Origin of the sequence: Enterococcus pallens ATCC BAA-351, from assembly GCF_000407485.1 — a bacterium.
Lineage (GTDB): Bacteria > Bacillota > Bacilli > Lactobacillales > Enterococcaceae > Enterococcus_A > Enterococcus_A pallens.
Genome location: NZ_ASWD01000007.1, coordinates 189613 through 211051, shown reverse-complemented (window position 1 = coordinate 211051; position 21439 = coordinate 189613). Strand labels below are relative to the sequence as shown.

Genomic DNA, 21439 nt, shown 5'->3' with positions numbered 1-21439 from the left:
AATGGAAAAGTATAAAATAGTCGCAATCACCAACTGTCCAGCTGGCATTGCACACACGTACATGGTCGCAGAGGCCTTTGAAAAACGGGCACGAGAATTAGGGCACGAAATCCATGTGGAAACGCAAGGAGCTAGTGGTGTCGAAAATCATTTGACTGACGAGCAAATCGCAGAAGCAGATTATGTCATTTTGGCTATGGGTAAGTCATTGACTGATTCTGATCGAGCACGCTTTAACGGCAAGAAAGTGATTAATTTAAAGGTAAGCGATGCGTTGAAAGAAGCCAAAACGATTTTCGATCATTTGGAGGAACGTTCCGAGCTATTTGAAGGTGAAAAGCCGAATGTGAAGCTTGGCAAGCAAAATACCCCGCAAGGCTCAATTATGTCTCATCTAATGGCTGGAATCTCAGCAGCCTTACCGTTTGTCATTGGTGGTGGGGTGCTGGTAGCACTGGCCAATGTATTGATGCGTTTTGGGTTGCCTTACACTGGTTTTGAAGATGGCGGAGCATCATTTGCCTGGATCATGGAACAGGTTGGGTATCTAGGCTTCAAGTTTATGATTCCGATTATGGGTGCGTATATTGCTAATAGTATCGGAGACAAGCCGGCTTTAGCTCCAGCATTTATTATTACTTACTTTGCCAATGACAATACAATGTTGGGCACTGAGTCCGGCTGTGGGTTCTTTGGGGCGATCTTCTTTGGTTTGGCGATTGGCTACTTTGTTAAATGGATTAAAGGCTTTAACTATCCACAAGCGGTTAAATCCTTGATGAACCTGACCATTATTCCATTCTTGACTATATTGATTTTTGGTACCTTAACCTTCTATTTAGTAGGTCCGCTATTAGGTGGTTTGATGAGCGGGATGCTGAATTTCCTAAATGGTGTTCCTGCTGAGTTCAAGCTTCCATTAGCATTCCTGATTGGTGCGATGTTAGCCTTTGATATGGGTGGTCCCATCAATAAAATTGCATGGTTCTTCTGCTTCTCGCTAGTAGCGGAAAAAGTTTATATCTGGTATGCAATTGTTGGGGTAGTAGCTTCTGTCCCACCAGTTGCGGCAGGGCTTGCTTCGATGATTTGGCCAAATATGTTTTCAAAAGAAGAACGCGATACGGCTGTTTCAGCAATTGTAGTAGGGGCTACAGTAGCGACGGAGCCAGCAATTCCGTTCGCTATGGCTGATCCAATTCCTATGATTACTGCTAATACCTTGTCAGGTGGTTTGACGGGTGTAGTAACTATTTTATTGGGCATTGAGCGACTAGCACCAGGAATTGGTGTATTTGATCCATTGCTTGGTTTGATGACTCCAGGTTGGGCGTTTTATCTAGCTTATGCTTTCGGTGTAGCAACGAATATTCTGTTCATCGTAGTCTTCAAAAAAATGCGTATTAAACATACGGCGAAGAAACTGGCTGAAAAGCAGCAGCAGGAGATCCTTCAAGGTAAAGTTATCGAAGAAAAATAATCCAAGAGAGCGTGAGAGAAGGGACAATCTTTTCTCACGCTTATCCTACTTAGGTGGAGGTAAGACAAATGAGTGATAATTTTGATCGAATAATTGAACGGAAAAACACCTACAGTACGCAGTGGGATTTTATTGAAGATCGCTTTGGTCGTGCGGATTTGTTGCCCTTTTCTATTTCCGATACGGATTTCCAGGCGCCTGCGGCTATTCTTGAAGAGTTGAGGAAGCTAGTGGATCATGGGATTTTTGGTTACAGTCGTTGGAACCACGACGCCTTCAAACACGCCATCAGCAGCTACTATCACAGGACTCATCAAACACCAGTAGAAAGTGACTGGGTGGTTTACAGTCCAAGTGTCTTATACAGTATTTCTGTATTATTACGGCAGCTTACGCAAGAGCAGGACACTATTTTAGTGTTTGATCCGATGTATGATGCTTTCATTAATGTGATTGAGAAAAATGACCGCAGGATGGCGACTGTTCCGTTAGATCGAGAAACGAATTACGAAATTGATTTTGCTTTGTTTGAAGAAAAGGCTGCACTGAGTCAAGTATTTTTGCTGTGTTCTCCGCATAATCCGACCGGAAAGGTTTTTTCGCAGCAGGAAATGACTGAAATGATCAAAATTTGCCAAAAACATCAGGTAACCATTATCAGTGATGAAATTCATAGTGATGTGATTTTGTTCAAAAATACCCACTACCCGTTGTTGAATTGGTACAATAGCTGTGAGAATTTAATCATTGTCAACTCAGCCTCTAAAACCTTTAATATTCCTGGATTGGGGGGATCTTATGCGTTGATCCCATCCAAAAAAGTAAGAGATCTGTTTCTCCTTCAAACGAAAGAACGAGATTTTGTTAATTCGCCGAGTATTATGGGGATGGTTGCGACAATGACAGCCTATAACCAATGCCAGGATTATACAGCTTCTTTAGTAGAGTATATTGAAGGGAATATGAGTTACTTAGCTAACTATCTTAAAGAAGAATTACCGGAGATTGCTTTCCGACTGCCGCAGTCCACTTACTTGGCTTGGTTGGATGTACGAGGCTTAGGCTATTCTTCTGAGACGCTGCAGAAGGCATTGGTAAATGTTGGTAAAGTGGGGATTATGCGTGGTGAGGTCTATGGTGAAAACGGTCAAGGCTTCCTGCGAATGAATCTTGGTTGTCCTCGAGCAAAAATGATTGAAGGCTTAGAACGTATGAAGCAGTCGCTGGACTACTTAAAGGATGAAAGCTATGTTAAATGAAAGACAATACATCATTATCGAGTTGCTGACGAAAGCTCCTTCGCCAATTCGAGCTGATGAAATTGCCAAAATTGTTGTTAAGTCAAAACGGACGATTATGCGGGATCTTTCCAGTATCAAACTATTCCTAGAAACCAATAATGTGGGAGAGCTGATTGTACGTCCAGAACAACAAGGCTATACTATTACGATTACCGACTATGATCGATATGAAGAATTAATGATGAAAAACATTAACGACGAGCAAATCATTTTGTATCAGCTGATTATGAATGAATTTGTGACGATTGAATATTTAGCCGATTTGTTGTTTGTTTCCCGAATTACCGCTTCTGAAAAAATGGGGGTAATTAAGGAGATGTATTCCTCGGTTTTAACTATTGGAGTGTCGCATAAAGGCCATCATTTAGCAGAATCAGACGTAACTAAATGCTTTTTACTGAGTAATTTGGTAGGAACGAATCTGAAATATTATTTAGAGCTGGCTCAGGTAACTCCGGAAAAGTATGAGCTATTGTTATCTCAACTAAAGCATTCTAAACGAATTAATGATTATTTCCCTAATGTGATGGATAGCCAACTGGCCAATCTGTTTATTGCTTGCATGTTGTTCCCGAATTCAGCAGCGGAAGAGAACGAGGATTTTGAGCATCTCTATGAAGCCTGCGGGCTAAATTATACACCGCAAACCATTCGCAGTTTAAGCATGCTCTCTGATTATTGTGTTGAAACCAACTTGAATTTAACAATTGATCAAATTCAGCGGGTACTACAAGTGATTGAGCAGGAAAATAATATTACCTTCTCAAATTCAGACTTGCCCAAACAGCTGTATCATCATTTGAAGCGGATTTTGTGTTATCCGACTTTTTTGAAGAATAAGGAAATTCATAATATTTCTAATATTAAAGCCCTGTATCCTTTTGCCTTTGATTTGGGGATTGTCTTCATCAACTACATGAAGAAATTCTATGAATACCGAATTACAAATGGTGATTTGGTCGGCTTGTATTTCACGGTAGGAATGGAAGAAATGATGAAGAAAAATCATCAAATTCTGATCTATTCGCTGGTGAATTCGATCGCCAATATTAATCGTCAACTGATTGAATCGACAATCTCCAATTGTCAGGTTGAAATTGTTGATTCTTTGCAGGAAGTCAATCTTAAGGATTATTCATTAATTATTAACAGCTCAGGTACGACTATCGATGTTCAATTGCCGGTATTTAACACGGAGTATATTCTTAGTGAAAATGATCTGGCCGATTTAAAAGCGATTGCTGAAAACATTAGTATTGGGTATAATCTGCAAACGATTTTTCCAAAGGAGTACAGCTTCACTTACCATGTGCAAAAGAATGAAAGCTGGTTTGAGATTTTGGAACGAATTTGCTCTCGTTTGGAAGAGTCTTTAGTTATTTCACGGGAGGAAGCAACGAAAATTATTGAGCGGGAAAAATCAGGCAATCCACTATTGATTAATAATTACTCGGTCCCTCATTGTATCAGCAAGCGCGAAAATTTTGTCATTTGTATCTATATCCATTTGGACAAGCCTGTAATGGTGGAAACGACCATGGTTTCCCATGTTTTACTGACGATGATGAACCCAAATGTGAATAAGTCGATCAATATTTTTAAATTTCTGTATCGCTATTTGCAGGAGCACGAAGAGCAGCTGGCGACAATCGAAACCTATGACGAATTTATTCGTTTTGTAGAAAAGTAAAGGATGAATATCATGAAGGATGTCACTGAGTTATTTCTAGACTTAGTCAAAATTTCTTCTCCATCAAAGCAGGAACGAGCGGTTGCTGATTATATTAAGGACTACCTGTCGCACTACTCTCAGCTGAATATTATAGAAGATAATACTGGTGAGAAAATTGGAGGTACTACTGGTAATTTGATTGTTCAGCTTCCTGGAAAGGGATCTAAACTGCTATTCGATGCGCATATGGATACGGTCAGACCTTGTGAGCAGGTGAAGCCGCAAATCACGGAGGGGATCATTCGAAGTAATGGATCAACTATTTTGGGTGCTGATGACAAAAGTGGAATTGCGTTAATGCTTTCCATGATCGATCATTTAGTGCGGAGGGATTTACATCCGGCCATTACTTTCTTGTTTACGGTTTGTGAGGAACAAAGTTTGCAGGGGGCTAAACAACTTGATCCTAGCTATTTGCAGGAGATTGACTTTGCGTATGTGCTGGATGGAGAAGGTCCTCTAGGTACAGCAGTAGTGCAAACCCCTCATGGCTGTAAAGGGACTTTGCGAATTATCGGAAAAGAAGCCCATGCTGGTGTTTGTCCTGAAAAAGGAGTTAATGCTTTAGTTGTTGCTGCAGAAGCAATTAATCATATTCCGATGGGGCGAGTGGATCAAGAAACAACCTGTAATATTGGAGTAGTCCATGGAGGCAGCGCTACAAATGTAGTGATGGGTAAGGTAGAAATGCAGTTTGAAGCTAGAAGCTTCGATCAGGACAAGCTAGAAGCCTTAATTGATTATGTAAAAGACGAGTTCCAAAGAGTATGTAAAATAAATGAGGCTATTTTTGAAGAAAATCTAAGTTATGGAACTCCAGGTTACAAAATTAATGATCAAGATGACTTGATCGTACCTTTCAAGAAAGCCTGCGAAAAACAAAGTGTCCGTTATCAGGGAGCAGCCTGTGGTGGAGGAAGCAATGCCAATGTCTATCGAATGCGGGGAATCAACGCGGTAAACCTATCAACGAATATGCAAAATATTCATTCAGTAGATGAAACTATTGCCATAACTGATTTGCATCAAATGCTGGAAATATTGCTTTCACTAGTCGAAGAATTTACCAATTAAAGAACAGGCAAAAAGCAGTGGCACGAGTCCGCTGCTTTTTGTTGTTGAAGAAGTTTAATCATATAAGTAACGCGGATTATTATTCAGCTTGGCGGGCATTCTCAGCATCGATCGAAGCATTCTGGGCATCTACTTCGGCTTGCATCCGTAAACGTTCTGCCTCCTCTTCAGCTGCGTAACGCGCGTTTTCAGCATCAACTGAAGCCTGTTGTTCCGCCTCTCGACGCCGAGACTCTACCTCCCAACTAGCATTGTCAGCATCAATTGAGGCTTTAGCTTCAGCGTATTCTCGTGAAGCTTCCGCTTCTTGAGAGGCTTGCTGTTCACTAAGGAAGGCTTCTAAGGAAGCGTTTTGTTCATCAATTGACTGTTGGTTGGCATTTTCAGTAGAAGACGACCTTGAACTGTTGGAAGAAGTCGAACTGGAAGTTTTAGTCGTTGTTGTAGTAGTGTCAGTTGTCTTCGAGCTGCTTTTAGTTTTTTTATAAGGTTTCAAAATAAGTTTTTCCCCCTTTTTTTCAGGAGTCAGCACTAAATTTTTATTGTCCTTTTTGATGGTATAATCATTATCTAGGTCAAGGTCCTTGTTTTTAAGGTGGATGCTGTTACCTTTCAAGGAGTATTGAACTTTAAATTTCATGTTTTCTAACAACTGCTTACCGAAATCTTCTCCCATTTTTTCCCACTCGTTGGAGGATTCAGACTTCATATCCGAAGTATCAAAAGATAGTGTCATTACCTCGTCGCTGAAAGTAGCCAAGTAATTGATGGACTCATCATTCTTTTTGATATCCAATTGCCAGTCATGAGCCTTTAAATCTTTTACAGTCACTTTACTGCTGCAGCCTGCGAGCAAAAAAGTAATCACTAATACGAAACAAACGCTCCCCAGCTTTTTCATCATTTTTCCTTCTTTCTGTTGATTATGAGTAAATTTTATCATCAATTTTGCTAACTGAATAGACTTATGTGAACCTTCTCATAGCAGAAAAGAATGGATAAAGACCGGAAAATCTTTTCCCAAAATAGTTGTTAAAAAATTATTTATTCAGTATGTTCGAGTAAAAACCTAATCTTATCCGACTACTTCTAATCGAATACTGAGGAAAAACGCGGAAAGTCTAGGATAAATGAATTCAATATTTGTAAGTTGGTGCTTCTTTTAGTAAAATGGTAAGTGTGAAAACTTTGAGAAAGAGGTGTAGCTTTATGGGATATACAGATGAAACAGTTCGTTTTGATTTTGATGACAATCGCAAGAAAGAAATCAGCGAAACTTTAACGATCGTCTATAATGCTTTAGCAGAAAAAGGATACAACCCAATCAACCAAATCGTTGGGTATTTATTGTCAGGAGATCCAGCGTATATTCCACGTTACCAAGATGCGCGAAACTTAATTCGTCGCCACGAACGTGATGAAGTGATGGAAGTGTTAGTGAAATATTATCTATCTAACCACGGTATTGATCTTCCATGAGAGTCATGGGATTAGATGTTGGTTCTAAAACAGTGGGTGTGGCAGTAAGCGACCCATTTGGATGGACTGCACAGGGAATTGAAATCATCCGAATTAACGAACACAAAGGCGAATTCGGTTTTGAACGATTGAAGGAATTAGTCAAAGAATACAAGGTGGACCGTTTCGTAGTAGGCCTGCCCAAAAACATGAATAATTCCATTGGTCCTCGTGCCGAGGCCTCGATGGAATACGGTGAAAAGATCAAAGAGCTTTTTGATCTGCCTGTTGAGTATCAAGATGAACGCTTAACCACCGTTCAGGCTGAACGCATGTTGGTTGAACAAGCTGATACGTCGCGTTCTAAACGAAAAAAAGTAATTGATAAAGTTGCTGCAGTGATGATTTTGCAAAATTATCTCGACCGAACCAGCAATAAATTTTAGAAAAGAGGAATGCAAATGGCACACGAACACACTCACGATCATGACCATGATCACGAACATGAAATGATTACCTTGGTAGATGACGAAGGAAATGAAACCCTGTATGAAATTTTACTAACAATTGACGGACAAGAAGAATTTAACCGCAATTATGTTTTACTTTATCCAGCTGGTGCTCCCGAGGATGAAGATGTAGAATTACAAGCTTACGCGTATGTAGAAAACGAAGATGGCAGCGAAGGTGAATTGCTGCAAATCGAAACAGACGCTGAATGGGATATGATCGAAGAAGTTTTCAACACATTCATGAGTGAAGAAGAATAGAAATGAGAATTTAGGCTAAATCCTTAAAACAGGATTTAGTCTTTTTTTGTTTGGTCACTAAAGAAGGGTGGCGTCTTTTATTCAAAGGGGTTCAACTATTCAAGGTTCGTTCAAGGTATCTCTCGTATAGTAAAGCCAAGCAATAACTGAAGGGTGGATACTTGAATGTCAAAAACAAAAAAATCTTTACTTACATTTCTCGTTTTATGTTTTTCTATAAGCTTAATTTTTTACTATTTAATAATCGCTAAGCAGATGCTGGAATTTAGCTATCTTCTGATGTGGTGCCCAGGAATTGCCGCTATCATTACAAGCTTGATTTACCACCGCAAAGAAAATGCACTGCTTATTAGACGAACACCTCTGAAATATATAGGCATCACATTTTTGCTGACTTTTGTGTGGTGGGGAATTTCTTATGGTGTTTATTTCTTGATGTATGGAAGAGATGTCATTATAGGGAATATGCCGCTTGAGCTAGCTAAACAACCGGCTATGCTGCTTATGATGCTGGCAATTTATTTTGTTACAGCTTTAGGCGAGGAGCTTGGTTGGCGAGGATATATGGGACCCAAGCTAAACGAATTGTTTGGCTTTTATAAGGGAGGGCTAATCTGTGGTCTTATTTGGGCCTTATGGCATGCACCATTATTTCTTACTGGGTATGTATCAACGATTCCTCTTTGGTATCAAGCACCAATTTATGTGTTACAAATGGTGGTGGTATCTTATACAATGTCCTATCTGACTCTAAAATCGAAAAGTGTTTGGCCAGCAGTATTTTCCCACTTTTTAGACAATTTTGTTTGTCAGGTTCTTTTAGATCAGTCTATTGGTGGCCCTTTAAGACCGTATTTAGTAGGTGAGACTGGCATAATTTCGCTATTGATGATGGTTATTGTTGCAACAATTGTTATTAAGCTATACAACAATCAATCGAAAGTAAAAAACTTCGATTTGGTATAAAAAGAATGTCTAAGTAAGAGGCTTCCTAAGATTCTGACTTAGCTATTTGCACCTGACTTTTTGAATGAAGAGTCAGGTTTTTTCGTTTTTTCTTAGATATTTTTCAGTCTTGACTTTTTTATACTAGTGTACTATTATTCTAGTACACTAGTAATGGAGGTGCAGGATGAACTTTGTGGAAGATCGACCAATTTATTTACAAATTATGGATGAAATCATCCAACAGATTATCGCTGGTAAGCTTAAACCAGGGGAAAAAATATTAGCAGTCCGAGAAATGGCTGTTCAGCTATCAACTAATCCCAATACTGTTCAACGTTCTTTACAGGAACTGGAACGGATGAACATCCTTTACTCAGAACGAGGCAAAGGACGATTTGTAACTTCAGATCAAACTATTTTAACAAATTTGAATCAAGAAAAAGTTACTCAAGTGATGAACGATTATTTGATTAAGATGAAGCAGCTGGGCTTTTCTGCACCAGAAGCCTTGGAAAAACTGCAGGATTTTGTTGAGGAGGATCAGAAATGAGTTTTGTAGAAGTAAAGAATTTACAATATAAGAAAAGTGGTCATGAAATTTTTTCTGATTTGAATTTTTCTTTAGGTAAGGGGCGGATCGTAGCCTTATTAGGTGAGAATGGATCAGGAAAAACAACTATTATGCGACTTCTCTCAGGTATGGCGCTGAATTGGAAAGGCCAACTGATGATTGACGGAACAACCATCGGAGAGGAAACAAAATCCAAGGTATCCTACATTGTTAACCTAAATGATTTTCCTAAAGATTATACGATTAGCAAGGTTTTAAATTTTTATCGTCGTTTTTATAAGGATTATTCTTCCGAACGGGCAGAAGAATTAATGCATTTTATGGGATTAAATCATCGCTCCAAATTAAAAACGCTATCCCGTGGTCAGTTGGAAAAAACTGCTTTAGTTGCTACCTTAGCGAGAAAGGCTGAAATCTATCTTTTAGATGAACCATTAAGTGGAATTGATTTGTTAACAAGGGAGAAAATCATCCAATCCTTAATTCGTTGGTTTGACGAAGACAGTTTGATTTTAATTAGCACACATCAAATCGCTGAAATTGAAAATGTCGTAGACGAAGTGATGATTTTGAAAAACCGCCAGATTGTCCTGCAGCAGGATATGGAGCTGCTTCGAGAAACTAAAGGAATCGGATTGGAAAATCTTTATCGGGAGGCGTTGACACAATGAAATGGCTAGAGCTTTTAAATGATAACCATACGAAAAAACTTTATTTAGTAAGCACAGTACTGAGTCTCTTCTACACGTGCTTAAGCATCTACTTTTACTTAGCAAAAGGGATTAATACACCTGGTGTGTTTCCTCTAGTGGCCGGATTACTGACGTGGGGATTCGTTATTAGCGATACGACCCGCTTTGCCAACTTTTTTTCGGAAAGCAAAGTTCGTTTGCTGCCTTTAAGAACAAGTCAATTATATTTGATGAATGTTCTATTATCTATCTGTAATGTCGTGTTTTTTACTTTAATCAACGGCCTAATTTGTAGTGTAGCTCATTTAGTTATTTACCACAGTCTAAATGTGCCTTATTTTGATTTTCTGCATATAGGAAATTTATGGCATGGTTTGAGTTTATTAGGTTTTTATCTTCTTTTGCAATTTTTTACTCTAGCAGCTCAAGCAATTTGGCAACGCTGGTCTTCTAAGATTTCTAAAGCGTGGGTGCCGCTGTTATTCGTTGCTTTAGTACCGGCTTTCTTCTATATTCAAGAGTTAATTCAAGGGATTTTGCCAAGGATTCCATTTTCCCTGTATCTAACTGTTTTAGTTGCAGCGGCAATTGCAGCATCACTAGTAATTATCGACAAATATATCGAGGAAACAGATTGATTAATGAGTAGATGACTGTCATACAAGAAGGAGGAACTGTGATGAAAGTTTTGCTCTATTTTGAAGGCAAAAATATTTTAGCAAAATCCGGTATTGGTCGTGCTTTAGAGCATCAGAAAAGAGCTCTTTCTGCTGTGGGTATTGAATATACACTAGATTCTGGCAGTACGGATTATGACATCCTCCATATCAATACCTATGGTCTCAACAGCCGACGCATGATTGCCAAAGCTCGGCGAATAGGGAAAAAAGTAATTTATCATGCCCATTCTACGGAAGAGGATTTTCGGAATTCGTTTGTTGGTTCAAATCAATTGGCACCGTTGTTTAAAAATTATCTGATGCGTCTTTATTCAAAGGCCGATTGTCTAATTACACCGACAGCTTATTCCAAAGAGCTCCTGGAAAATTATGGACTCAAAATGCCAATCAAGGTGGTTTCTAATGGAATTAAGATAGAAAATTATCAGCCAAATAGTGAAAAGGAACAAAAATTTCGTCAGTATTTCAACTTAAAACCAGACGAAAAAGTGATTATTTGTGTGGGATTGTTTTTCAAGCGAAAGGGAATCTATGATTTTGTAGAAATTGCTGAACAAATGCCAGAATATAAATTTATTTGGTTCGGTTATGTCCCATTGTATAGTGTCCCTAGAAAAGTTCGGAAAATAGTGAAAACGAATCATCCCGATAATGTAATTTTTCCTGGATACATCAAAGGAGATATTATCCAGGGCGCTTATTCATCCGCTGACTTGTTCTTTTTCCCTTCCTATGAAGAAACTGAGGGAATTGTGGTGCTGGAAGCTTTGGCGAGTAGGCAGAATGTTTTGGTTCGAGATATCCCTGTATATAAAGATTGGTTGGTCAAAGGCAAGAATTGTTTTATGGAGTTAGATAATAAAAATTTTCAAAGGCAAATTAAGCAAATCGTTGAAAATCAGGCACCAGATTTAACTATGGAGGGCTATCAGGTAGCTCAAAACAGAAGTATCGAAGCCATTGGCAAGGAATTAATGGCTGTTTATCAGCAGGTATTAAATTATTCAAGTGATCTAGCTACAAATGAAAATTGATAAGCGTAGTAAGACTGCACCCAACTGTAGGGGGCAGTCTTATTTTATTTGCCTATTTTAAATCATTTCATGCTTACCCATTCATCTGAATAAAATTTCATGTTATTTTTCCTTGACACAGTTTCTCTCTAGTGGTAAATTCATTCTATCAAATCGTAAACGTTACGTTTTGTCTGCCGTAAATAGTAATATTGAAAGGAAGATCAAATGGCTAAAAAATCAAAAATTGTAAAAGCTCGTAAACAGCGGGAATTGATCAACCAGTACGCGGAGATCCGCCGAGAATTAAAAGCTGCTGGTGATTACCAAGCTTTGGCAAAGCTGCCAAAGGATTCTAACCCTAACCGCTATAAAAATCGTGATTTAATCGATGGCAGACCTAGAGCCTATATGCGCAAATTCGGCATGTCACGGATCAATTTTAGAAAGCTGGCACATCAGGGAAAGATTCCTGGTGTTAAGAAAGCTAGTTGGTAATATAGGAGGGATAGAAATGGCAGTACCTGCACGAAAAACATCTAAAATGAAAAAAAAGCTAAGACGGACCCACCAAAAGGTTTCGCGACCTGAAATAGCTTTTGATGAGTCTACTGGTGATTATCGCCGCAGTCATCATGTTTCGTTTAAGGGTTATTACAAAGGCAAGAAAGTAATCGATTAGGAGTTGATGGTGATGGAAATCATCTACCCACCGCTAGTTGAAGAAGGGCTCAGCTATTTACTGGGGCAAAAACAGGAAGTCGGCAGTAAGGCTGAGCTGTACCGGTCAATGGTGGAGAAGGAAATGATTTCAGAAACCGGCGAGCCGACTGAACATGCGCTTGAGCAAGGCTGGATAAAGGCTTTTGATGAAAAAGAAGGGCTTAGTTTTACCAGTTTTTTAGAACTTTATCCAGTATTTCAACGCTACGATCTTAATCAGTTTCAGAAAATTGATGGTTTTTGGGAAATTCCTCTCAGTATGAAGGAACAGCTTTTACAAGACTTGTCAGAAGAAGTCTTTCCTTATGATGAAAAAATTCAGCTTGAAGAATATTTAGCAGATCGATAAAAAGAGGAGAGAATCGATATGAGACAATCAATTATTTTGGAATGTGTAGAGACAGGTGAACGCTTGTATCTAACTAGTAAAAACAAGCGCAATACCCCAGATCGCCTTGAGCTAAAAAAATACTCGCCTAAATTACGACGCAAGGCGATTTTTCGAGAAACGAAATAGTTCAGATTGGGAGGGAGTAAAATGGGAATTCCAATCACCGTTGTTTCTGGCTTTTTAGGCTCAGGGAAGACTACCTTGATTAATCAGGTATTAAAGGGGAGCAATTTAGCGCCTGAAGAAATTGTAATTATCGAAAATGAATTTGGAGAGATTGGGATCGATCATGAACTGCTGCTGCATTCCCAGGAACGAATTTTCCAAATGAATGGTGGTTGTATCTGCTGCAGTCTGCGGACGGATTTAATCAATGCGTTATCAGCTGTTCTGGAAGTATTTGTTGACCATGGCTATCCCATCAAACAGGTAATTATTGAAACTAGTGGAATCTCTGATCCTCAGCCAATTATGCAAACGATTGTAACAACGCCTAGGATTCGTTCGTGTTTCTATTTGGACAGCGTAGTTACAGTGGTAGATAGTGATCACTTTGAGCGAAACTTCCTCTATCCAGAAGCAGTTAAGCAGCTGGCAATCGCTGACCGTGTCTTTATTTCAGAAAAGTCAAAAGCTGGTGCTGCAAAGATTCCCAAGATCGTTCAAGAGATCAAAACAATAAATCCGTTGGCCGATTTTCATACTTTCTCTTTTTCAACGAAGCAGGCGCTGCTTGCCGACCACGTTTTAGGAATTGCTCGTTTCAATCAACCGTTACAGTTAATTAGGGATGTTGGGCACCATAGTCATGAGGAAGAGCATCACCAGTTGAAGCATAAGTTTGGCGCGTTGAACTTACAAGCCCCGAAGGCAATTCCTGAAAAGCTTTTATTGAGGTGGCTTGATTGGCTGTTAATAAATAATCCTGACAATATTTTTCGCATGAAAGGTTTCATTCAATTGGCTGAGCAAGAATTTTTGACAGAGCTTCAAGGGGTAAATCAGATTATTCAGTTCACTCCGACAACCCGTGAAGCTGAAGGAAATACTCTAGAATTAGTTGTAATTGGACAAAATCTGGATCAGACAGCTATTCATCAAGCCTTTGATAAAATACAACGTTAAGAGGATTGGAGGCACAGTCGTATGGAAAAATCAGATGTATCTAGTGCATACCGTCGTTTAAAAAGTCCTAACATTAAGACACGTAAACGGGCACTAAAAATTATTAAAGAAACGAAACGTAATCAAATTAAAAAATAAAAGTACAGGAGATTGAAATGTTGTTGGACATTCCAATCTCCTGTTTTATCAATTAAAACAATTCCAACGCTTTAGCTGCAAATCGTTGACCAAAAATCTCAAATAACTCCTTGGATTCTTCAAAATGGTTGCCAACAGCATCTAATGCAACTGGTCCATGATGGATAAATGGTTTGCCCAATGCTGAACCACCTGAGTAGACCAGCATCCCTTTAGTCATCAAAATTCCTACTAACGACATGATAGCAGAATCACTGCCCCCCTGAGCATAATGGGCTGTGGCAAAACAGCCGCCTAATTTTCCACCTAACTTAATAGAACGATCTTTAGTTAGCCATTCCACCACACGCCAATGAGAAGTTGCCATGTATGTTGGCGTACCGAAAATAATACCTGCGCATTCATTCAAATATTCAGTATCCAGCTGTTCGCTAAGTGAGAATAAACGAACCTCCACCTCTTTAGAGTGAATGCCTTTAGCAATACATTCAGCTATTTCATGGGTATGCCCCCCATGTGTATAGTAAATAATGCCTATCTTCATTTTTTTAACCCCTTGCAATCGTTTTCTTTTACTATAGATTTATTTTACAGAATTAACAAGTCCATTTTTCAGATAGGAACTGATCGGTAAAGAAAAACACAAAAAACCGCATGAGTATTCACTACTCTCATGCGGTTCGCTATAGGGGAGTTACTTCCAAAAAAGTAAGCATAGCGGCAATAGTTAAATTATTTTGCTTCTTTTTCTACCATTTTATAAAGGTCTTCTCTGTGGCCCATAGTAGCTAAAGCAGAAAGTTCTTTAGAAGCAGTATGGTCAAAACCTTTACCTTTAGTATCGGTCACTTCCCATACACCAGAAGAGAATGGTGTTTCATGGTCACCAGATGACATGTTTTCGATAGTTACTACATACATATCATTTTCCATCATAACAGTTGCTTTCATAAATTCACTAATATCTACATATTTCAAATCGCCATCATCGGCAGTCACTGCTTCGCTAGTTGTTGCATTTGGTGCAGCGAACAAGCCCATTTTGTCAGTGATGTCTACAGAACTGTTGCCATCAAACATTGATTTAGAAAGAGCAATACCATCTTCAGATTCAGGTGCAAAGTACCATCCTTTGTCACCAGAAGCAGCATGCATGAAGGCTAAATGAAGATATTCTTCGCCGTCCCTAGCAGGAACTTCGAATTTTACTTGTTCACCAGGTTTAGTAGCGCCCATTACTTTACCATCAGAGCTGTCATAGCTGCCGACGATTTGTCCGACACTTGACATCCCCATACTTTCATTGCCGCTGTTCATTGAACCACTCGTTGATTCAGAGCTGCTCATACTCGAACTAGACATGCTTGAGCTGCTCATGCTAGAACTATTTTGACTATTATCTGTGTTTCCTGAACCACAAGCACCTAGTATTAAAGTTAATGTAGCTACTGTAAATCCTCCAATTAATGCTTTTTTCAACATAATTATTCATCTCCTTGACGTTTTTTCATTACACCATTGATGATATTCTCAATGGTTAGGATAGACAATTAATTTGATTATGAAATAATCTGTTATTTCTAAGTGAAAAAAGCCTTGATTCTCATTTTTTGTTTTTGAAAGATCAGGATAATCTCCTAAGTTATCTAGTTTAGCTTTGCCTGATTTATGAGAAAAATTAATATGCATTTGAAAAGACTGATTGCTTCATTAATTAGTCGATTTAACTGTCTTAAGAATTTCTTAAACTTAAAGGATTTTACACGTGGTTCCGCTTACTTTTTGTCAGGAATCTCAGAAACAGATTAGTTGTTTGGTGGCATAAGAAAGAGTAGGATACTTGTGTAAGCGTTATAGTGAAAGGGTGAGTAATATGACAATTGATTATCAAACAAGTAATGCAGAAGGTCCAATCGATTTCATTAATACCTATGATTTAGAAGAAATGGCAAAAGAAGTGATTCCTAAAGGTGGTTATGGTTATATCAGCAGTGGAGCAGGAGATATTTTTACCTATCGAGAAAATGAAAAGGCTTTTGAGCACCAGCTGATTATTCCTCATGTGCTGAAAGACGTTGAGCTACCAACAACGGAAGTTACATTTATGGATGAGAAATTGCGGGCACCTATCATTATGGCACCAATTGCTGCTCATGGCTTGGCTAATATGCAAGGTGAGGAGGCCACTGCGAGAGGGGTAGCGAACTATGGTTCAATCTTCTCAATCAGTTCTTATGCTTCCCGTACGATCGAACAAATTCGTCAAGCTGCTGGACCAGAAGCCTGTCAGTGGTTTCAATTGTATATGAGTAAGGATGATGGTATTAATATTGATATACTATCACAGGCAAAAGCGAGTGGAGCAAAAGCGATTATTCTGACAGCTGATGCAACAGTAGGTGGAAATCGGGAAACGGATAAACGAAATGGCTTTACTTTCCCGTTACCAATGCCAATTGTACAAGCCTATCAATCGGGTGTGGGTCAAACAATGGATGCCGTCTATGGTTCATCTAAGCAAAAGCTTAGTCCTAAAGATGTAGCTTTTATTGCCAAGAACTCCTCGCTGCCAGTTTTTGTAAAAGGAATTCAGTCTGAAGAGGATGTTGAGCGAGCATTAGATGCGGGTGCCAACGGCATTTGGGTATCCAACCATGGCGGCCGACAATTAGACGGCGGGCCAGCAACCTTTGATTCTTTGCAGTATGTGGCAAAAGCCGTGGATAAACGAGTACCAATTGTTTTCGACAGCGGCGTTCGTCGCGGACAGCATGTATTTAAAGCGATTGCCTCTGGTGCAGATCTAGTCGCAATTGGCCGCCCAGCAATATATGGCTTGGCTTTAGGCGGTGCAACCGGGGTTCAACAAGTGTTTGAATTTTTCCAAAGAGAACTAGAAATGGTGATGCAGTTGGCAGGAACTCAAACTATTTCAGATATTACTCAAACAAAATTAAGACGAAATTACTACATGTAAGCAAATAAAAAGGAGCTTCAAGAATGCCATCTGGTGTCTTGAAGCTCTTTTTCTTCTATATATTAATGAGTAGTGTCTCGTTTAAGTGGCTGTTATCAGGTGGAACCTGCTAGAAATGTGTTCGAAGAAAGCTAACTCAGCTTATAATGAGGGCAATTGCTACAATGGCAAAGTGCTGTTCAGCCTTGATTATGAATAAAAACCTGCATATATTCTTGCGTGTTTTACTCTTTATAGTCAGTAGATGGAATAAATCGATCAATTAAAGTGCTTTACAGATTTTGAGGGAAATAACAAGGGGATTTTCTGACTATACAGGGGTGATTTCTCTTCGAAATTTGTTTTTTTTAATTTAACTCTATTGTATTTTTTAAATGTTAATTCCAAGGCGTTATCAAGACTTAAGTTCTTACGTATCACAAACAGCTGACATGCTGAGGGTTCTTTTAGCATCGTGAAATCTATTCCGTCGATTTTCCTTATTTTGTTTGTCACAGTTGATTCTTTTACTGTGAAAAATCGCTATTTAAGCAAAGTCTCTAGATAATGGAATAGTCGAAGAAATTAGAGGTTTTACCTTAGTATTTTTAGTGAGCCCCTCGGTTTCCACAGCTCTCACTATTTCTTCTTTACAAAAGCAGCTAATTAAAAGTATATAAAGTAAGATCATCTTTGTTTTTTTAATCTGTGAAAAAACATAGCAAATGTTCTTTTTAATGATTTCTCACACGGTGGCATTTTGAGTGTTCAGAAGCTTTTTTTCGCTAAAATCCATCCGTTTGAATGCAAAAGTTTTTCTCTTTTCTTTAATTTCACGGACTTTTCTTTGATGAAAGTTGTAAAAACGCCTACTTTTAGCATATAATAAACTAGTGTTTTTTCGACAATATTGCGAGGAGGGAAAAATCCGCATGGCTCAAAATAGATACAAAGCAACCGTAGCTGGACAGACATATACGATCATTGGTCAGGAATCCAAGCAACATATGGATATGGTTTTGGCATTGGTAAATGAACAGTTGAATGAAATCAAAAACTTGTCACCGGAGATTACAGCGGAAAAAGCTGCGATCTTATTAGCAATCAATGCGGTTTCCGATCAAGTCAAAAAGCAAGAAGAGCTGCTGCAGCTAAAGAAGCATCAGGCTGATTTGAAGCGTCGAGCTGCTCGATCAGTGGAGCTTGAAAATAAAATCAAAAAAATTGAAGCGATTGAAGCTGAAGCAAAATCAATTATGCAAAAAAACGGACAGAATAATGCGCAAATCCGCAATCATGTAGAAGCGCAACAAGTTGTAAACGAAAATCGCAAACGTGAAATTCAAAAACGTGCTGCTAATAAGTGAGGAAACCCATGCTAACGCTATTTATCTTAATTGTCTTTATTCTTTCTTTTTATACTGGCTATCGTAGAGGAACGGCCTATCAGCTATTTTTTACAGTAGGTTATGTCATTTCCTTCATTGCAGCTTTAGTATTTTATAAAGGATTGGGAGAGAAACTGGAGCTGTTTGTTCCTTATCCTTCAGTTACAAGCGATTCTAATATGGTGTACTATTCGATTGAACAGGGCTTTAATTTGGATCAGGCCTTTTATGCTGGCTTCGCCTTCGTAATGATACTTTTTATTGGCTGGCTGATTACACATTTTCTAGCCATCTTTTGTCGGAACTTGTTGTACCAGGTGCTGATGCCCCAGTATGATGGAATAGTCGCTGGAGTGGTTTCGCTTTTGTTAGCTTACGTAGCTACCTTCCTTTTATTGAAGCTGGCAAGCTTTGTGCCGATGGCGTTAGTCCAGAATGCTATTTCGGGAAGTTTTCTTGCTCGCTTTATCATTGATTATTCGCTATTTTTAAGTGGTGCCTTTGATAACTTGTGGGTAACGAGAATTATTGGACAAATTTAAAAGCCGAGACTTTAGGGTTTCGGTTTATTTCTTATTGTAGAAGGTGAACGCAATGAATGAACGAATTCTAACAACCTTAGGATTTGATGATGTAAAAACAAAGGTTGCTCAATATTTGGCAACCGCTCAAGGAAACGATGAATTAAATCAGTTAGCGCCTTCTAGTGATAGTGATACCGTTCGTGCTTGGTTGGAAGAATCAGAGGATGGAATGAAGGTATTACGTCTGCGTGGCGGACTGCCGGTGCCCAAGCTGATGAACATTAATCCCCACATGAAACGAATTGAAATTGGCGCAAACTTAAATGGCTTGGAATTGGCTGAAGTGGCTCGAGTACTGTCAACAACTAGTGAGATTACACGCTTTATTGAAGACTTACAAGACAGTGAGATCGAATTTTCTCGTTTGTATTTTTGGGCCGATCAACTGGTAACTCTGCCAGAATTAAGCGGACGTCTACGGCGTTCTGTTGAAGAGGATGGACGTATTAAGGATGACGCCTCACAAGAATTACGGGTCATTCGTAGTCAAATCCGCCGTAGCGAGCAAAATATTCGAGAACAATTGGATGGACTTGTTCGTGGAAAGAATGCTAAGTATCTAAGTGACGCGATTATCACGATGCGTAATGATCGTTATGTTATTCCGGTAAAACAGGAATATCGCGGAACCTTTGGCGGAGTAGTCCATGACCAAAGTGCTTCAGGTCAAACGTTATTTATCGAGCCAAAACAGGTAGTTGAGCTGAACAATCGGCTACGTCAGCAACAAATTTCTGAACGAACGGAAATTGAACGTATTCTTGCCGAACTATCTGCTGAACTAGTTCCATATCGACGTGAGATTATTCATAATGCCTATGTTTTAGGCCGATTTGACTTGATGAACGCTAAAGCTCGGCTGGCTAAAGAGTTAAAGGCAGTCGTTCCAGAGTTGAGTGAAGAAAACCATGTCTTCTTTAAACAGGCTAGACATCCGTTACTAGATCAAAATACAGCAGTCGCAAATGATATCACTATCGGTGAAAACTACCAGGCAATCGTGATTACTGGTCCTAATACGGGTGGTAAGACGGTTACGTTAAAAACGCTAGGACTTTTGCAGCTTATGGGACAAGCCGGGCTGCCATTGCCAGTTGGCGAAGAGAGTCGCATGGGTATTTTTGAAGAAGTTTTTGCGGATATTGGCGATGAGCAGTCAATTGAACAAAGCTTGTCGACCTTTTCTTCTCATATGACAACGATTGTTTCAATATTAGAGAAAATCAATGAACGCAGCTTGGTCCTGTTTGATGAACTGGGAGCCGGAACTGATCCACAAGAAGGAGCAGCTTTAGCCATTGCGATTTTGGATGCAGTTGGTGCTAAGTCTTCTTATGTAATGGCCACCACTCATTATCCTGAATTGAAAATTTATGGCTATAATCGTCCAAATACGATTAACGCTAGTATGGAATTCGATGTAGATACTTTGAGTCCAACTTATCGTTTATTGATTGGTGTTCCAGGACGTAGTAATGCTTTTGAGATTTCTCGCCGTTTAGGTTTAGATGCCAGCATTATTGAAAGTGCTAAGCAAATTATCGATGACGAAAGTCAAGATTTAAATGATATGATCGCTGACTTGGAAAATCAACGCAAGATGACCGAAACAGAATACCATGAGGTTCGTCATTATGTAGATGAATCGGAAGCTCTATACCGTGATTTGAAAAATGCCTACAGCTATTTCTTTGACGAACGAGAAAAGGAAATGGAGAAGGCTCGCAAGCAGGCTAATCAGCTGGTACAGCAGGCTCAAGAAGAGGCTGAGAAGGTTATCAAGGATATTCGGCAGCTGCAGCTATCAGGTCAAGGCAATGTGAAGGAGCATCAGTTGATTGATGCCCGCACCCAGCTGGAGGATTTGAAACAAGAAGAGCAGCTGAAGAAAAACAAAGTTTTACAAAAAGCCAAGGCTAAGAAACAGTTTAAAGAGGGGGACGAAGTGCTGGTAGAAACTTACGGCCAGCGGGGAACCCTATTGAAGAAAATGAGCAACAATGACTGGCAAGTACAGATTGGCATCTTGAAGATGACGATTTCTGAAGATGATATGACGTTAACTACACCCCTTGAGGAACCCAAGCAACGCGTGATAACAGGTGTACAACGTGGAGCCGGTTCACGGGTGAAAACTGAGTTGGATGTACGAGGCAAACGCTACGAAGCCGCATTGGCGGAAGTGGATCAATATATCGACGCAGCTTTGTTAGCTAATTACTCACAAGTACGAATTATTCATGGTAAAGGCACCGGTGCTTTACGAAAAGGCATCACTGATTACCTGAAGAATCATCGCAATGTTAAAAGCTTTGAATTTGCACCAGCTAGTGAAGGCGGCGACGGAGCAACCGTGGTAACCTTTAAGTAATGTTTACAACTGTAAGCAGAACAATAGCATAGGGACAAATTGCA

Annotated in this window: 25 protein-coding genes; 22 read left to right on the top strand and 3 right to left on the bottom strand. The window is 39.3% G+C overall.

Annotated elements, in window-relative coordinates:
* The first annotated feature begins 1 nt into the window (after position 1).
* The 4 genes from I588_RS24515 to I588_RS24500 all read left to right on the top strand — a co-directional run bounded on the left by I588_RS24515 (position 2) and on the right by I588_RS24500 (position 5587).
* Complete coding sequence (locus I588_RS24515) at positions 2-1480, top strand: fructose-specific PTS transporter subunit EIIC (protein ID WP_010755912.1); 1479 nt, start codon at positions 2-4, stop codon at positions 1478-1480.
* Positions 1481-1548: 68 nt separating this feature from the next.
* Positions 1549-2739: a MalY/PatB family protein gene (locus tag I588_RS24510; protein WP_010755913.1), complete on the top strand. Its 1191-nt coding sequence runs from the start codon at positions 1549-1551 to the stop codon at positions 2737-2739.
* Positions 2729-4471 (top strand): PTS sugar transporter subunit IIA, encoded by a 1743-nt coding sequence (locus I588_RS24505; RefSeq protein WP_010755914.1) that lies wholly within the window; start codon positions 2729-2731, stop codon positions 4469-4471. The genes I588_RS24510 and I588_RS24505 overlap by 11 nt, the downstream gene beginning before the upstream one ends.
* A 12-nt stretch (positions 4472-4483) precedes the next feature.
* On the top strand, positions 4484-5587 hold the full coding sequence (locus I588_RS24500) for a M20/M25/M40 family metallo-hydrolase (protein WP_010755915.1): 1104 nt from the start codon (positions 4484-4486) through the stop codon (positions 5585-5587).
* A 79-nt stretch (positions 5588-5666) separates the two neighbouring features.
* On the opposite strand, the gene I588_RS26630 is transcribed toward I588_RS24500, so the two are convergent.
* Positions 5667-6488 carry a hypothetical protein gene (locus I588_RS26630; protein ID WP_010755916.1) on the bottom strand — a complete coding sequence of 274 codons (822 nt, stop codon included), beginning with the start codon at positions 6486-6488 and terminating at the stop codon, positions 5667-5669.
* Positions 6489-6796: 308 nt separating this feature from the next.
* Here I588_RS26630 and I588_RS24490 point away from each other — a divergent pair, with 308 nt between their 5' ends.
* From I588_RS24490 to I588_RS27450, 14 genes are all read left to right on the top strand, one after another.
* Complete coding sequence (locus tag I588_RS24490; RefSeq protein WP_010755917.1) at positions 6797-7066, top strand: IreB family regulatory phosphoprotein; 270 nt, start codon at positions 6797-6799, stop codon at positions 7064-7066.
* The gene (gene ruvX / locus I588_RS24485; RefSeq protein ID WP_010755918.1) at positions 7063-7491 is read left to right on the top strand and encodes a Holliday junction resolvase RuvX; all 429 of its coding nucleotides are present in this window, start codon (positions 7063-7065) and stop codon (positions 7489-7491) included. Before I588_RS24490 ends, ruvX begins: the two co-directional genes overlap by 4 nt.
* A 15-nt stretch (positions 7492-7506) precedes the next feature.
* Positions 7507-7815, top strand: a complete 309-nt coding sequence (locus I588_RS24480) for a DUF1292 domain-containing protein (protein ID WP_010755919.1) — start codon at positions 7507-7509, stop codon at positions 7813-7815.
* A 165-nt stretch (positions 7816-7980) separates the two neighbouring features.
* Positions 7981-8781, top strand: a complete 801-nt coding sequence (locus I588_RS24475; protein WP_010755920.1) for a type II CAAX endopeptidase family protein — start codon at positions 7981-7983, stop codon at positions 8779-8781.
* A gap of 166 nt (positions 8782-8947) precedes the next feature.
* A complete protein-coding gene (locus tag I588_RS24470; protein ID WP_010755921.1) occupies positions 8948-9313 on the top strand; it encodes a GntR family transcriptional regulator in 366 nt (121 codons plus the stop codon).
* Positions 9310-10005 (top strand): ATP-binding cassette domain-containing protein, encoded by a 696-nt coding sequence (locus tag I588_RS24465; RefSeq protein WP_010755922.1) that lies wholly within the window; start codon positions 9310-9312, stop codon positions 10003-10005. The genes I588_RS24470 and I588_RS24465 overlap by 4 nt, the downstream gene beginning before the upstream one ends.
* On the top strand, positions 10002-10664 hold the full coding sequence (locus I588_RS24460) for a hypothetical protein (RefSeq protein WP_010755923.1): 663 nt from the start codon (positions 10002-10004) through the stop codon (positions 10662-10664). Before I588_RS24465 ends, I588_RS24460 begins: the two co-directional genes overlap by 4 nt.
* Before the next feature lie 41 nt (positions 10665-10705).
* Positions 10706-11740: an LTA glycolipid anchor biosynthesis glycosyltransferase, IagA/BgsA family gene (locus tag I588_RS24455; RefSeq protein ID WP_010755924.1), complete on the top strand. Its 1035-nt coding sequence runs from the start codon at positions 10706-10708 to the stop codon at positions 11738-11740.
* 207 nt (positions 11741-11947) lie between these two features.
* Positions 11948-12217: a 30S ribosomal protein S14 gene (gene rpsN / locus I588_RS24450; protein WP_010755925.1), complete on the top strand. Its 270-nt coding sequence runs from the start codon at positions 11948-11950 to the stop codon at positions 12215-12217.
* 16 nt (positions 12218-12233) lie between these two features.
* Positions 12234-12401: a 50S ribosomal protein L32 gene (gene rpmF, locus I588_RS24445; protein ID WP_010755926.1), complete on the top strand. Its 168-nt coding sequence runs from the start codon at positions 12234-12236 to the stop codon at positions 12399-12401.
* A 12-nt stretch (positions 12402-12413) separates the two neighbouring features.
* The gene (locus I588_RS24440) at positions 12414-12791 is read left to right on the top strand and encodes a hypothetical protein (RefSeq protein WP_010755927.1); all 378 of its coding nucleotides are present in this window, start codon (positions 12414-12416) and stop codon (positions 12789-12791) included.
* 18 nt (positions 12792-12809) lie between these two features.
* On the top strand, positions 12810-12959 hold the full coding sequence (gene rpmG, locus I588_RS24435; RefSeq protein WP_010755928.1) for a 50S ribosomal protein L33: 150 nt from the start codon (positions 12810-12812) through the stop codon (positions 12957-12959).
* Between the two features lie 21 nt (positions 12960-12980).
* Complete coding sequence (locus I588_RS24430; RefSeq protein WP_010755929.1) at positions 12981-13958, top strand: CobW family GTP-binding protein; 978 nt, start codon at positions 12981-12983, stop codon at positions 13956-13958.
* Positions 13959-13979: 21 nt separating this feature from the next.
* Complete coding sequence (locus I588_RS27450; protein ID WP_010755930.1) at positions 13980-14096, top strand: putative metal homeostasis protein; 117 nt, start codon at positions 13980-13982, stop codon at positions 14094-14096.
* Positions 14097-14148: 52 nt separating this feature from the next.
* Here the strand turns inward: I588_RS27450 and I588_RS24425 are convergent, their stop codons facing one another.
* Both I588_RS24425 and I588_RS24420 read right to left on the bottom strand, forming a co-directional pair.
* Complete coding sequence (locus I588_RS24425; protein ID WP_010755931.1) at positions 14149-14640, bottom strand: flavodoxin family protein; 492 nt, start codon at positions 14638-14640, stop codon at positions 14149-14151.
* A gap of 188 nt (positions 14641-14828) precedes the next feature.
* Positions 14829-15578 carry a hypothetical protein gene (locus tag I588_RS24420; protein WP_010755932.1) on the bottom strand — a complete coding sequence of 250 codons (750 nt, stop codon included), beginning with the start codon at positions 15576-15578 and terminating at the stop codon, positions 14829-14831.
* Positions 15579-15969: 391 nt separating this feature from the next.
* Between I588_RS24420 and I588_RS24415 the strand changes: the two genes are divergently transcribed.
* The 4 genes from I588_RS24415 to I588_RS24400 all read left to right on the top strand — a co-directional run bounded on the left by I588_RS24415 (position 15970) and on the right by I588_RS24400 (position 21395).
* Positions 15970-17073 (top strand): alpha-hydroxy-acid oxidizing protein, encoded by a 1104-nt coding sequence (locus tag I588_RS24415; protein WP_010755933.1) that lies wholly within the window; start codon positions 15970-15972, stop codon positions 17071-17073.
* Between the two features lie 911 nt (positions 17074-17984).
* Positions 17985-18419, top strand: a complete 435-nt coding sequence (zapA, locus tag I588_RS24410; protein WP_010755934.1) for a cell division protein ZapA — start codon at positions 17985-17987, stop codon at positions 18417-18419.
* An 8-nt stretch (positions 18420-18427) separates the two neighbouring features.
* On the top strand, positions 18428-18982 hold the full coding sequence (locus tag I588_RS24405) for a CvpA family protein (RefSeq protein WP_010755935.1): 555 nt from the start codon (positions 18428-18430) through the stop codon (positions 18980-18982).
* 52 nt (positions 18983-19034) lie between these two features.
* Complete coding sequence (locus I588_RS24400; RefSeq protein ID WP_010755936.1) at positions 19035-21395, top strand: endonuclease MutS2; 2361 nt, start codon at positions 19035-19037, stop codon at positions 21393-21395.
* The last annotated feature ends 44 nt before the right edge of the window (positions 21396-21439 follow it).

Excerpts from the sequence above, each read along its gene's own strand:
- I588_RS24480 (WP_010755919.1), top strand. The coding sequence starts at position 7,507 with ATGGCACACGAACACACTCACGATCATGACCATGATCACGAACATGAA.
- I588_RS24405 (WP_010755935.1), top strand. The coding sequence starts at position 18,428 with ATGCTAACGCTATTTATCTTAATTGTCTTTATTCTTTCTTTTTATACT.
- I588_RS24470 (WP_010755921.1), top strand. The coding sequence starts at position 8,948 with ATGAACTTTGTGGAAGATCGACCAATTTATTTACAAATTATGGATGAA.
- I588_RS24490 (WP_010755917.1), top strand. The coding sequence starts at position 6,797 with ATGGGATATACAGATGAAACAGTTCGTTTTGATTTTGATGACAATCGC.
- zapA (WP_010755934.1), top strand. The coding sequence starts at position 17,985 with ATGGCTCAAAATAGATACAAAGCAACCGTAGCTGGACAGACATATACG.
- I588_RS24475 (WP_010755920.1), top strand. The coding sequence starts at position 7,981 with ATGTCAAAAACAAAAAAATCTTTACTTACATTTCTCGTTTTATGTTTT.
- rpsN (WP_010755925.1), top strand. The coding sequence starts at position 11,948 with ATGGCTAAAAAATCAAAAATTGTAAAAGCTCGTAAACAGCGGGAATTG.
- I588_RS24455 (WP_010755924.1), top strand. The coding sequence starts at position 10,706 with ATGAAAGTTTTGCTCTATTTTGAAGGCAAAAATATTTTAGCAAAATCC.
- I588_RS24420 (WP_010755932.1), bottom strand. The coding sequence starts at position 15,578 with ATGTTGAAAAAAGCATTAATTGGAGGATTTACAGTAGCTACATTAACT.
- I588_RS24465 (WP_010755922.1), top strand. The coding sequence starts at position 9,310 with ATGAGTTTTGTAGAAGTAAAGAATTTACAATATAAGAAAAGTGGTCAT.
- I588_RS24430 (WP_010755929.1), top strand. The coding sequence starts at position 12,981 with ATGGGAATTCCAATCACCGTTGTTTCTGGCTTTTTAGGCTCAGGGAAG.
- I588_RS24400 (WP_010755936.1), top strand. The coding sequence starts at position 19,035 with ATGAATGAACGAATTCTAACAACCTTAGGATTTGATGATGTAAAAACA.
- I588_RS24515 (WP_010755912.1), top strand. The coding sequence starts at position 2 with ATGGAAAAGTATAAAATAGTCGCAATCACCAACTGTCCAGCTGGCATT.
- I588_RS24510 (WP_010755913.1), top strand. The coding sequence starts at position 1,549 with ATGAGTGATAATTTTGATCGAATAATTGAACGGAAAAACACCTACAGT.
- I588_RS26630 (WP_010755916.1), bottom strand. The coding sequence starts at position 6,488 with ATGAAAAAGCTGGGGAGCGTTTGTTTCGTATTAGTGATTACTTTTTTG.
- I588_RS24415 (WP_010755933.1), top strand. The coding sequence starts at position 15,970 with ATGACAATTGATTATCAAACAAGTAATGCAGAAGGTCCAATCGATTTC.
- I588_RS24440 (WP_010755927.1), top strand. The coding sequence starts at position 12,414 with ATGGAAATCATCTACCCACCGCTAGTTGAAGAAGGGCTCAGCTATTTA.
- I588_RS24425 (WP_010755931.1), bottom strand. The coding sequence starts at position 14,640 with ATGAAGATAGGCATTATTTACTATACACATGGGGGGCATACCCATGAA.
- I588_RS24500 (WP_010755915.1), top strand. The coding sequence starts at position 4,484 with ATGAAGGATGTCACTGAGTTATTTCTAGACTTAGTCAAAATTTCTTCT.
- I588_RS24460 (WP_010755923.1), top strand. The coding sequence starts at position 10,002 with ATGAAATGGCTAGAGCTTTTAAATGATAACCATACGAAAAAACTTTAT.
- ruvX (WP_010755918.1), top strand. The coding sequence starts at position 7,063 with ATGAGAGTCATGGGATTAGATGTTGGTTCTAAAACAGTGGGTGTGGCA.
- I588_RS27450 (WP_010755930.1), top strand. The coding sequence starts at position 13,980 with ATGGAAAAATCAGATGTATCTAGTGCATACCGTCGTTTAAAAAGTCCT.
- rpmF (WP_010755926.1), top strand. The coding sequence starts at position 12,234 with ATGGCAGTACCTGCACGAAAAACATCTAAAATGAAAAAAAAGCTAAGA.
- rpmG (WP_010755928.1), top strand. The coding sequence starts at position 12,810 with ATGAGACAATCAATTATTTTGGAATGTGTAGAGACAGGTGAACGCTTG.
- I588_RS24505 (WP_010755914.1), top strand. The coding sequence starts at position 2,729 with ATGTTAAATGAAAGACAATACATCATTATCGAGTTGCTGACGAAAGCT.